Source organism: Sphaerisporangium rubeum, from assembly GCF_014207705.1.
Lineage (GTDB): Bacteria > Actinomycetota > Actinomycetes > Streptosporangiales > Streptosporangiaceae > Sphaerisporangium > Sphaerisporangium rubeum.
The window spans coordinates 4,277,932-4,288,813 of sequence record NZ_JACHIU010000001.1; the positions used below are offsets into that span (position 1 = coordinate 4,277,932).

General features: G+C 73.0%; 11 protein-coding genes. 2 read left to right on the top strand and 9 right to left on the bottom strand.

Annotated features, from left to right (window positions below; genetic code table 11):
- Positions 1-31 precede the first annotated feature (31 nt).
- The 6 genes from BJ992_RS18320 to BJ992_RS18345 all read right to left on the bottom strand — a co-directional run bounded on the left by BJ992_RS18320 (position 32) and on the right by BJ992_RS18345 (position 5,579).
- A complete protein-coding gene (locus BJ992_RS18320; RefSeq protein ID WP_184982606.1) occupies positions 32-1,606 on the bottom strand; it encodes an alkaline phosphatase D family protein in 1,575 nt (524 codons plus the stop codon).
- Between the two features lie 167 nt (positions 1,607-1,773).
- Positions 1,774-2,046 carry a GlsB/YeaQ/YmgE family stress response membrane protein gene (locus tag BJ992_RS18325; RefSeq protein ID WP_184982609.1) on the bottom strand — a complete coding sequence of 91 codons (273 nt, stop codon included), beginning with the start codon at positions 2,044-2,046 and terminating at the stop codon, positions 1,774-1,776.
- Between the two features lie 86 nt (positions 2,047-2,132).
- Entirely contained in the window at positions 2,133-2,729 is a 597-nt protein-coding gene (locus BJ992_RS18330) for an HAD-IA family hydrolase (protein ID WP_184982611.1), read from the bottom strand.
- Between the two features lie 10 nt (positions 2,730-2,739).
- Positions 2,740-3,591, bottom strand: coding sequence for a hypothetical protein (locus BJ992_RS18335; protein ID WP_184982614.1), 852 nt, complete (start codon positions 3,589-3,591; stop codon positions 2,740-2,742).
- Positions 3,592-3,764: 173 nt separating this feature from the next.
- Entirely contained in the window at positions 3,765-4,547 is a 783-nt protein-coding gene (locus tag BJ992_RS18340; RefSeq protein ID WP_425503675.1) for an HAD-IIA family hydrolase, read from the bottom strand.
- 129 nt (positions 4,548-4,676) lie between these two features.
- Positions 4,677-5,579, bottom strand: coding sequence for a TIGR03619 family F420-dependent LLM class oxidoreductase (locus BJ992_RS18345; protein ID WP_184982616.1), 903 nt, complete (start codon positions 5,577-5,579; stop codon positions 4,677-4,679).
- 70 nt (positions 5,580-5,649) lie between these two features.
- Here BJ992_RS18345 and BJ992_RS18350 point away from each other — a divergent pair, with 70 nt between their 5' ends.
- Together BJ992_RS18350 and BJ992_RS18355 are read left to right on the top strand one after the other, a co-directional pair.
- The gene (locus BJ992_RS18350; protein ID WP_343072732.1) at positions 5,650-6,543 is read left to right on the top strand and encodes a phosphotransferase family protein; all 894 of its coding nucleotides are present in this window, start codon (positions 5,650-5,652) and stop codon (positions 6,541-6,543) included.
- 34 nt (positions 6,544-6,577) lie between these two features.
- Positions 6,578-6,841, top strand: a complete 264-nt coding sequence (locus BJ992_RS18355; protein WP_184982620.1) for a TFIIB-type zinc ribbon-containing protein — start codon at positions 6,578-6,580, stop codon at positions 6,839-6,841.
- 70 nt (positions 6,842-6,911) lie between these two features.
- On the opposite strand, the gene BJ992_RS18360 is transcribed toward BJ992_RS18355, so the two are convergent.
- The 3 genes from BJ992_RS18360 to BJ992_RS18370 all read right to left on the bottom strand — a co-directional run bounded on the left by BJ992_RS18360 (position 6,912) and on the right by BJ992_RS18370 (position 10,813).
- Positions 6,912-7,880 (bottom strand): hypothetical protein, encoded by a 969-nt coding sequence (locus BJ992_RS18360; RefSeq protein WP_184982622.1) that lies wholly within the window; start codon positions 7,878-7,880, stop codon positions 6,912-6,914.
- A gap of 101 nt (positions 7,881-7,981) precedes the next feature.
- Positions 7,982-8,665, bottom strand: a complete 684-nt coding sequence (locus tag BJ992_RS18365) for a phosphatase PAP2 family protein (protein ID WP_184982625.1) — start codon at positions 8,663-8,665, stop codon at positions 7,982-7,984.
- Between the two features lie 45 nt (positions 8,666-8,710).
- Entirely contained in the window at positions 8,711-10,813 is a 2,103-nt protein-coding gene (locus tag BJ992_RS18370) for a CehA/McbA family metallohydrolase (protein ID WP_343072733.1), read from the bottom strand.
- Positions 10,814-10,882: the final 69 nt, after the last annotated feature.

Genomic DNA, 10,882 nt, shown 5'->3' on the forward strand with positions numbered 1-10,882 from the left:
CGTACGGGGGCCGGGGGCCGTGGCGAAGGGCTCAGGTGAGGACGCGTTCGCCGGCCGGGACGGTGAAGGACGCGGCGGTCCTCGCGGGGGCTCCCCTGCGGCTGATGCGGTCCAGGGTGCGGAAGTCGGCCGTCAGCTCGGAGGAGGTGACGCCGCACATGATGTAGCCGCGGCGTTCGTTGACGAACTTCAGGTGGGGGTTCTCGGTGAGCAGGGCCGCGTCCCTCGCGGGGTCGTGGTAGCCGTCGCCGTCGCTGGAGATCGAGGTGGCGACCAGTTCGACGCCGACGCGCGCCGAGGTGGGGTCGTCGAAGTCCAGGAGCAGGTCCGACGCCGAGCCGACGTGCGCGTCCCCGGTCAGCACGACCGGGTTGGCGGCGCCGGAGGCCGACAGCGCGGCCAGCAGGCGATCGCGTTCGGCGGGGTAGCCGTCCCAGGCGTCGAGGCTGAGCTCGCGGCCGGGGCCGAGGTGGTAGTCGCGCTGGCCGACGATGATCTGCTGCGCGATGAGGTTCCAGCCGGCGGCCGAGTCGCGCAGGCCCTGCTCCAGCCATGCGCGCTGCGCCTCACCGAGCAGGACGCGTTCCTGGCCGAGGCGTTCGTCGCAGCCGGTGCGCATGCCGTCGCCGCAGGGCTGGTCGTCGCGGAACTGGCGGGTGTCGAGCATGTGGAACGTCGCGAGCGGGCCCCAGCTCACGCGGCGGTTGAGCTTGATGCGGGTGCCGCGGGCCACCGAGGAGCGGCGCAGCGGCATGTTCTCGTAGTAGGCCTGGAAACCGGCGGCCTTGCGCGCGTCGAACGCCGGGACGAGGGTGCCGGGGTTGCCGCCGGCCCAGTTGTTCTCGACCTCGTGGTCGTCGAACACCACGAGCCACGGACTGTTCTGGTGGGCCAGTTGCAGGTCCGGGTCGGTCTTGTACTGCGCGTGCCGCACGCGGTAGTCGGCGAGGGTCTGGAGCTTGCCGCCGGCGTGCTGCCGCACGTTGCCCTGCGCGGCGGTGTAGACGCCGCCGGAGTACTCGTAGATATAGTCGCCGAGGTGCACCACCAGGTCGGGTTCCTGCTCGGCCATGCGGCGGTAGGCGGTGTAGTAGCCGTGCTCGTACTGCGCGCACGACACCGCGGCGAACGTGAAGGGGCCGGCGGTGTCCGGCGCCGTCCTGGTACGGCCCACCTGCGACAGGTGACCGTTCGCGCGGAACCGGTAGAAGTACTCGCGGCCGGGTTCCAGCCCTTCGGCCTCGACGTGCACGGTGTGCGCGCTGGCGTGGCGCGCGGTCTCCCGGCCCGACCGCGCCACACGGCGGAACCTCTCGTCCTCGGCGACCTGCCACTCCACGGTGACGTCCCCGAGCGGCATGCCGCCGTGGCCGTCAGGGGTCAGCGGGTCGGGTGCGAGGCGGGTCCACAGCACGAACCCGTCCCGCGCGGGGTCGCCGGAGGCGATCCCGAGTGTGAACGGGTCCGGCGCGGAGCGGGCGGGGCGGACGGCCGGGAGGGGGGTCTGCCGCGCGGCGGACGCGGCGGCGGACGAAGAGAGGACGAGGCCGCCGGCCCCCGTGGCGGCGGCGGCGAGGAACACTCTGCGTGACGGATTCTGCTCCACGCCACCAAGTGCAGACGGTCCGCCTGACCTGCGAGCGAGGTGTCGATGTCGGCCGCGTGAACAGCCGCGGCACAGACGTGCGGGTTACCCACCGTACGTGAATCGTGGTCGAAGGGACGGCGACACCTCGCGGCACGCCAGGCGAAATCGCGTCGGCGCCGGCATGGTCAGTGAACCTTGCTGCGGCCGTACAGATAGCTCGCCCCCATCACGCCGACCACCGCGAGCACGATCTGGATGATGAGCTCGATCCAGTCGATCCCCCGCGTGTCGGCCACGCCGAGCGCGGACGCGATGGCGGTGCCGATGAGCGCGGCGACGATGCCGATCAGGATGGTCAGCCAGATCGGGATCTTCTGCCGGCCCGGGACGAGCAGGCGCGCGAGCGCGCCGATCACCAGTCCGATGATGATGGCACTGATGATTCCGGTGACTTCCATCGCGTCCCCCTCGCCTCCCCCTTTCTCTGGCGTATGCCCGCGAGCAGGGCAAACGAGACAAAGAAGCAGGTCAGCGGTAGGGAATGTCAGCGCGGCGCGAGCACCATCTCCAGGTCGGCGCGCAGCGTGCCGGGGTCACGGAAGTGCAGTGCCGTCATGCCGGCCCGCTCGGCGCCTTCGACGTTGACGAGCCGGTCGTCCACGAAGACCACCTCGCCGGGGTCGCAGCCGAGCTCGGCGGCCACCCGCAGGTAGACGCCGGTGTCGGGTTTCACCAGGCCGAGCCGTGCGCTGTAGAAGCGGGCACGCAAGGTCTCGATCCAGGGGAGCCGCTCGACGCCTCGCGCCACGCACTCAGGCGCGTTGGACAGCAGCGCCAGCGCGTGGCCGGCCGCGGCCAGCTCCGCCATGACGGCCACGCTGCCGGGGTTCTCATGGCTCCAGCTGCGCACGTCCAGCTCCACCAGCCGCTCGGTCTCGGCCTCGGCGGCCTCGCGGCCGAGCACCAGCGACCAGTACCGCCGCGGCGTGAGCGTGCCGCGGTCGAACTCCAGCCGGTGCCGCCAGTAGCCCTCCCAGAACGCCTCGGCATCGGTGCCGGCGGCCTCGGCCAGCCGGACGCGGTCGTCCTCCGGCTGCGCGTGGCACAGGACTTCCCCGTAGTCGAACAGGACCCATTTCATGATCACGATATTATCCGCGCAGGTACGGCTTGAGGTGCTGGTTGAGCGCTCCGCAGCCGAGGTAGTTGCGCACCGTGTGGAAGTCGGCCCAGTCGATGTTGACCCTCAGGTCCTGGTCCACGCCGTCGAACTGGCCGCGCAGTTCACCCGGGATGGCCGCGATGTCGTCCTTGTCGGAGATGTTCACCCAGCGGCGCACCCCCGGCGGCCGGCCACCCCGTCCCTTCACCGGCAGCGGCTGGAGCCGGTCGAACACCACCTGGCGCATGCCGAGCGGGCTGCCGAGCGTCACGAACAGCTCCACCGGCAGATCGGGGTGCGCGCACAACGCCTCGTACGCCACGACGCTGCCGAGGGAGTGCGCGATCAGCACCTTGGGCCGGTGCCGCCGCACCGCGGCCGCCACCACGTCGCGAGCCCGCACCCGCGCCGCGGCCCTGCCGCTCGCGAAGTACGCCGCCACCTCGGGGCAGAAGTTCTCGGCGAACTCCTTGGCGTGCGGCCCGAGCCGCAGCATCAGCCACCCGGCGAACCGGTGGATGAGCCCCGTCAGCGTCTCCCCCGCCACCGACCTCGCACCGCCGAGCTGCTTCATCCAGTCGGCGAGCACGAGCTGGGACGCGGTGTCCATCGTGCGCAGGTCGCGCGGGACCGCCGCCGGGACCTGGTCGCGCAGCAGGTGAGCGTAATAGGCCACCTCGCCGACATAGGAACGGCCGTCGTACGGAGCGCCACCGGTCAGCCCCGCGTGCAGGTAGCGGTCCCACTTGCCCCGCATGATCTCGGCCGCTCCCGTGGCGGTGCCGGCCGCCTCGAAGTAGCGGTACTTGCCGATGCCGTGCACTCCAACGATCGTCGCCACCGCGCGGCCTCCCGGGGAGAACTCCGCCCGGCCGGACGGAGGGACACCGACACTCTGCCGCAGCCCGATCACCGCCACAAGGCCGCACCGCGGGAACGTTCCCGCGGTGCGGTCCGCGCGCGGCGCCGGTCACCTGGAAGTCAGGCCGCGTGACCCGTGCGAGCTGGGCCCGGTCACTCGATGAGGTCCACCAGCTCCGCGACGGACGCCGCCACACGGGAGGGCCGGAACGGGTAGCGGTCCACCTGGTCCTCGGTGGTCACGCCGGTCAGCACCAGGATCGTGTACAGGCCGGCCTCCATGCCGGACACCACGTCGGTGTCCATGCGGTCGCCGATCATCGCGGTGCTCTCGCTGTGGCCGTCGATGGCGTTGAGCGCGCTGCGCATCATCATCGGGTTGGGCTTGCCGACGAAGTACGGCTCCACCCCCGTCGCCTTGGTGATCATCGCGGCGACCGCGCCGCAGGCCGGCAGCGAGCCCTCGGCGGACGGGCCCACCGGGTCGGGGTTGGTGGCGATGAAGCGGCTGCCGCCGTCGATGAGCCGGATGGCCCGGGTGATGGCCGTGAAGCTGTAGGTGCGGGTCTCGCCGAGCACGACGTAGTCGGGGTCGGTGTCGGTCAGGACGTACCCCGCCTCGTGCAGCGCCGTGGTCAGCCCCGCCTCCCCGATGACATACGCCGAGCCACCCGGCCGCTGGTCGTCGAGGAACCTGGCCGTGGCGAGCGCGGACGTCCAGATGGCCTCCGGCGGCACCTCAAGGCCCACACCGCGCAGCCGTGCCGACAGGTCGCGCGGGGTGTAGATGGAGTTGTTGGTCAGCACCAGGAACCGCTTGCCGGACTCGCGGAGCCTGGTGATGAACTCGCCGGCCCCCGGCACGGGAAGCCCCTCGTGCACCAGCACACCGTCCATGTCGGACAACCAGCACTCGATCCGCTTGCGCTCGTTCACTGTTCTCCCGCGTTCGGGGGTCGTCGGCGTACGGCAACAAGGATGACACCACCGGTACCGGAGGTGACCGGCGGGAGGGCGGACATGTGGAAACCTCTCCCTGTCAGCTCGGTGACGTTCAGCGGCCGCTCAGCGCGGCGCGAACGCCTCCAGCGCCTCCTCGGCGCGGCGCATCGCGGCGTCGGGGTCGGCGTCGGGTGCGCCGACGGCGGGGTCGAAGTTGAGGTCGAGGAACAACTCGGTCATGCCGGTGGCGGCGACGGCCTCGATGTCGTCCCTGATCTGGTCAGGCGTGCCGGTCAGCCTGGTGCGTTCCCCGTCCCGCGCCGCGCCGACGCGGACGACGCCTCGGCAGACGAAGCGCAGCTCGCCGGGGTCGCGGCCGGCCTCACGAGCCGCTTCCTTCACAATGTAGATCTGCTCGGGGAGCGTGTCCAGGTCGGCACGGCTGGAGCTGATCCACCCGTCCGCCAGCTCACCCGCGCGCCGCAGCGCCGCCGGAGCGGTGCCGCCGAGCAGGACCGGTGGCGGCGGCACCGGTTTGGGGTCCTGGCTGGACGGCGGGATGTCGTAGAACTCGCCCTTGTGCGACACCAGGTCCTCGGTCCACAGCCGCCGCAGCACGTGCAGGTACTCCACGGCACGCCGGCCGCGCGCCGCCATCGTCACCCCGCTCGCGGTGTACTCCTCCGGCATCCAGCCGAGCCCGAGCCCCGCGTCCAGCCGTCCCCGCGACACCTCCTGCAAGGTGGCGAGCTGCTTGGCGAGCAGCGGCGGCGAGTAGAACGGCATGTTGAGCACGGCGACCCCGAGCCGGATCCTGCTGGTCACCCCGGCGAGGAACGACAGCGTCACCACCGGGTCCTGCACACTGCGGTACACCGGCGCCAGCGGCTCCCCCGCCGGGTGCAGCAGCCGCTGGAACGTCCACAGCGACGCGTACCCGAGCTCCTCGGCCCGCCGCGCCACCGCCACCATGTTCCCCGGCGTCGCCCAGGTCCCCGACACCGGTACCCCGAACCCAATCTTCATGCCGCAACCCTATTCCCCTGCCCGTCGCCGCTCCGGCGCGCGGGGCGGCGTGGCGGACTAGGGTGGGCCGGTGGACGTACGCGGCGGGACATCGGCCGGAGGTCTGGCCGGTCTGCTGGCCGCCGAGGCGGGGGGACGGCTCGGTGACGCGGGGACGGCCGTGCTCAAGGACACCCGCGTCACGGTGGTGCGGGCCGGCGATACGGTCGTCAAGGCCCTGCCGCCGGGGACCGACGCCGGCGCGCTCCAGGCGCGCCTGACGGCCGCCGCGTCGATGCCGGGAGTGTTCCTTCCCCCGTTGTCGCCGCGGGTGCGGCACCTCGCGGGACGGCCGGTGACGTCGTGGCCCGCCGGTGAGCCGGTCGACCCCGCCGACCCGTACGGCGCGCCGTGGGAGGAGGCGGCGGCCCTGCTGGCCCGCCTGCACGCGTCGCCGGTCCCGCCGTCGCTCCCCCCGCACGGCGGTCCCGCGCGCGTGACCCGGGCCGTGGCCGGTCTGCCGCGTGGCGAGCGGCACGCCGCCGCCGTCCGCACGATCAGCGCGGCCTACGTGCCGCTCGGCCTGGAGGCCGGCCACGAGCCGGGGGCCGCGCCGGTGCACGGCGACTGGCACCTCGGCCAGGTGGTGCGGTACCGCGGCGAGTGGCTGCTCATCGACGTGGACGACCTCGGTTCCGGCGATCCCGCGTGGGATCTGGCGCGGCCCGCGGCGTGGTTCGCCACCGGCCTGCTCGACCCGGAGTTGTGGGCCCGGTTCCTCGGCGCCTACCTGTCCGCGGGGGGTACGGCCGTGTCGCCTGACGATCCGTGGCGGGAACTCGACCGTCCGGCCCGCGCGTTGACCGTGCAGTTGGCGGCCACGGCGGTGGCGGCGGCACACGGGGAGGGTCGTCCGCTGGACGATGTCGAGGACGCCCTTGTCTCCTCCTGCGGGAGGATCGTCGGTGTCACGCCGTCGCGGTAGGGTCGCCGCAAGCCCGTCGAAGGAGACCGACTCAATGCAGTGCCCCAAGTGCCACGGATCCATGCGGACCTACAACCGCAACGGCGTCCAGATCGAGCAGTGTGAGAACTGCCGCGGCATCTTCCTGGACTACGGAGAGCTGGAGACGCTGTCCCGCGTGGAGAACCAGTGGGCCCAGCAGCAGTACGCCCCGCCGCCGGCCCCTCCGGGTCCGGCCTGGGGCCCGCCGCACGGCGGCGGCTACCACCACGGCCACCACCGCAACCGCAGCTGGGTGGGCATGCTCTTCTCCAGCTGACCACCGGCTCTCCGGCGGCGCGGCTCCCGTACGGGGGCCGCGCCGTCGTCGTCTCGGCGGACGACCCCGGTCAGCTCGGGAAGTCGTCGGGGTCCACGTCGTCGGCGCGCGTGTTGCCCCCCTTGACGGCGTTCAGGGTGAGAGTCCAGATGGTGTATTTGCTGTAGGTGGTGCGGAAGCGGATGGATCCCTCGAAGCGCTTGAAGGCGCAGTCACGGGTGAAGGTGCGGCGGCCGCGGTCATAGTCGCTGCCGGTGGTGTAGTAGACCGTGTAGGAGCCGTCGGGGACGCTGCGGATGGTGGTCTTGCTCTTCTTGCGGATGTAGAAGCTCGTGCCTTTGCGCTTGCCGCGCACCAGGGTGACGACGGCGTCCTTGGAGTTGCCGTTCTTCACGGTGACGCGGCCGAGGCCGCCGCGCGGGCCCGAGCGGATCACCGTGCCGTTGGACAGGCGGCGGGTCTGTTCCTTGGGGATCTTGACGTCCACGATGTCGGCCGGGTAGTCGCCTCTGGCGGCCAGGTCGTCGCCGGCGGACCGCACCGCACCGAGGCCCTCGCCTTTGCCGAGGCGCGCGAGCACGGCCGGAGCGGTGCACACGCCGCGGCCGGCCACCGACTCGCGCATGGCCTCCAGGTCGCCTTCGAGGCCGCGCAGGGCCGCCAGCAGGTCGGCGTGCTCGTTGGTGACCTCAGGCGGCGAGGTGACGGACGCCAGGCGGTCCACCGCGGCGCCGGCCGCGCCGCTCGCGCGCTCCACACGGCCGCCGAGCGACTTCAGCGAACGCGACTTGGCGATGTCCTTCAGCGCGGACCCCACCGGGCCCATGGCCGCCGCCAGCGCCGTGCCGTACTCGGCGGGGGTGATGCCGGCGGGGGTCTGGACGCCGGCCCCTCCCCCGCCGCCTCCGCCGGCTCCTCCCACACGGCCGGTCGCGGGGCCGCCTTCGCCGGTGACCGGTAGGCCCTCGCCTCCCGTGCTGCACGCGGCCAGGGCCAGCGTCAGGACAAGAGCGGTCGATAAGCGTCGGGGGGCGTTCACGTCGCCGATGATCGGTGAGTGACCTCATCATGTCAAGCTGTCAAAGCGCTTCCCGGTGCTACGGCCACAGGCCTCGCACCATTACGGTCGTCCGTCCGCGGTCACCGCCGGCGGCGGCGCGGCCACAGGCGTCCGGTCAGCAGGGCCGCGGCGACGCCGATGGACGCGCCGGCGACGACGTCACCGGGGTAGTGCACGCCGATGTAGACGCGGGAGAAGCACACCGCTCCCGCCGCGGCGGCGACGGGGACGGCCACGGCGGCAGGCGCCTCCATGGCCACGCCGGCGGCGAACGCCGCCGCGGACGCCGAGTGGCCCGAGGGGAACGAGTGCGACGTCGGCACGCGGCCGAGGCGGGCGATCGGGAAGCCCGCGATGGACGGCCTGCTGCGTGCGAACGCCTGCTTGCCGAGCAGGTTGACCAGCGGGCTCACCAGGCTGACGGCCACCAGGCCGCGGGTGGCGCCGCGGCGCAGCCTGGCCTCGCCGCTGGAGGCGAGCGCCGCGGCGATCCCCATCCACAGCACCGAGTTGTCCGCGGCGCGCGACAGCGGCGGCAGCACCCCTTCGAGCCCCGGCAGATGAGCGGCCGCGACCTGCCGGAACAGCCGTTCGTCCAGCGTGTTGAGCCGCCGCTTGACGCGCCGGCGCAGCGAGGGACGGAACGCGAGCACCCGGTCCGCCAGCTCCCCGCCGAGCGGGCTCCGGCCGGCCGCCGCCGGCCCCGCCACGGCCGGCCCTGTCCCTGCGATGTCCTGGATCTCGCGTCTCGTGCCCTTCCCCATGACGGATTCATTGCCCACCTGGGGCCTCGTCAGTCACCGGAGTGGTCAATGCGGCAATCGGGACAAATAGACGCGGCGCGCCTCGTCGATGTAGGAGAGATGGTCGTCGAGCTGGCTGAGCGCCGGCAGGCGGGCCTGATCGCGGACGAGCTTCTCCAGCCGGTCCATCCAGTCCAGGCACCAGCGGACGTCCTCGGGCCTCGCCACGCGGCGGCGGCCGACGTCCACGTAGACGGGGCTGGTGTGCGCGTACACGCCGGTGAACAGCGACCGCGGGTGGGGGCCGCCGTCGGCGACGGCCACGACGTAGGTGGGGCCGCGGACCACGAACTCGGCGGTCAGCTCCCCCGGCGGGCCTTCGGCGAGCACCCCGTCGGCGGTGCGGACCACCAGGCGTTCCACCTCGGGGCCGACGGCGTGGACGGTGACGCGCAGCCGGTCCCCCGGACGTGGCTCGATGGTGTCGCCGGGCTCGGCGCCGTCGACGGTGAGCCGCAGGAACGGCCCCGTGGTGGCGAAGGTGCGGCCCCGCCGGACGGCCTCGGCGTACGCGGCGGCGGTGAGGGGACCGTGGACGCGCGCGTAGGTGCGCTCCCAGCCGAGCGGGCTCGACACCATCTCCATGCGCTGCCGGGTGAACGACAGCATGGAGTCCGTGCCGGCGACCGCGGCCAGCCGGTTGCCGCCACCGAGCAGCCGCTGGTACACCGTCGAGGAGCCCACCGCCGAGCCGTAGTGGAGCACCTCCATGCCGTCGACCAGGCCGAGCGCGGCGTCCACCACGGCCATGCGCGCGGTGCACTGCCGCGAGCCGTCCCCGATGATCTGCTCGGGGGTCTCGATGGGGGTCTTGAACGCGTGCGCGTACCCGACGACCGCGCCGTGCCGCCGCAGTTCCTCGCAGACGGCGGTGCTCGGCGGCCAGTCAGGCGTCTCGCCGAACCCGCTGTGGTAGTGGCTCGGCGGCGCGGACGACCCGAAGGCGTGCAGGTGGCCGAGCAGGTCGTTGCGGTACTCGAACCCCATGCGCGCCACGTGCGTGGCGTCGGACCACGGCAGGTCCTCCCCCGACCAGTGTTCGAGCGCCTCGCGGTCGAACACCCGGTCACCGGCGATGTTGGACGCGAGCAGGTTGAGCACGTGCAGGTCCTCGCCGTGCTGCATGGCGGCGGCCATCGCCGGCGTCGCGACGACGTCCCCCGCGAAGTTCAGGTGGACGTGCAGGTCGGCCCCGTACCACCCGGCCTCCGCCGCATCGTACAGCCGCTCCGGGGTCAGCTCCACAAGGATCTCCCCGTCCCCGGCCGGGGTCCCCCCCGGCACCCTGGCGGGCCCGGTCGCCTCCCCGGCCGGGGTCGTCCCCCCGGTCTCACCGCGGTCGTGCGGGACCGGCGTGACGGTGGTCTCGGCGACGCCGTACTCCATGCCGCGGGTCACCCGGACGGTCAGCGGCCGGGCCGGCACCTCGACGAGCAGGTCGTCGCCGTGGAAGTAGGGGATGCCGTGGAAGTCGCGGCGCGGCGGGGCGCCGTGGGGGTACCAGCCCTGGCCGTCGTCGCTCCACACGCTCCACCGGCAGGGGAACCCGGCGCGCAGCCGCAGCGTGACCCGCGGCTCGGTGCGGGTCAGCGCGCCGAGGCACAGCGGCGTGCCGTCCACGGCGACCTCGGTGGCGGTGTCCACGTCGAGCAGCCGCGCGCCACCCGGCCGCAGCCGCACCGTGCCGCCGCCGGCGCGCACCTCGGAGTGGTGCGCGGTGGCGTTGTCCAGCAGCAGCGCCAGCGGCACCGGCCGGTCGTCGAGCACGGGGACGGGGCCGCCGGTGAGCTCGGGGCCGGCCGGCGTCAGTCGCAGCACCGCGAGACCGTCGGGGATGTCGCCGCCGAGCGCGTCGCGCAGCACCTCGTCGAAGTCGAGGTCCAGCATCCGCGTGCCGTGCTCGGCCGGCGGCACGCCGGGGAGCCGTGCGCGCACCCGCGCGAACGCCGCGCGGAAGAACTCCTCCCCGGAGACGAACCTGGACAGGCTCATCAGCCGGACGTACGGGACCAGCGGCTCACCCCAGCTCATGCCGTGCTCGGCCAGCGACGCGCGATAGGCGCAGAGCGCCTGCGCCACCGGCTCCGGCAGCATCGGATCCTCGCTCACCGCGCACCTCCTGTGACCGGACGTGTCGTAATGGTGACACCACCGGCCGGTACGGACGGGAGAGAAGAC

What these genes read in the sequence shown, in the direction of transcription:
- BJ992_RS18325 (WP_184982609.1), bottom strand. Translation starts at nt 2,046, where the DNA reads ATGGAAGTCACCGGAATCATCAGTGCCATCATCATCGGACTGGTGATC.
- BJ992_RS18330 (WP_184982611.1), bottom strand. Translation starts at nt 2,729, where the DNA reads ATGAAATGGGTCCTGTTCGACTACGGGGAAGTCCTGTGCCACGCGCAG.
- BJ992_RS18345 (WP_184982616.1), bottom strand. Translation starts at nt 5,579, where the DNA reads ATGAAGATTGGGTTCGGGGTACCGGTGTCGGGGACCTGGGCGACGCCG.
- BJ992_RS18355 (WP_184982620.1), top strand. Translation starts at nt 6,578, where the DNA reads ATGCAGTGCCCCAAGTGCCACGGATCCATGCGGACCTACAACCGCAAC.
- BJ992_RS18365 (WP_184982625.1), bottom strand. Translation starts at nt 8,665, where the DNA reads ATGGGGAAGGGCACGAGACGCGAGATCCAGGACATCGCAGGGACAGGG.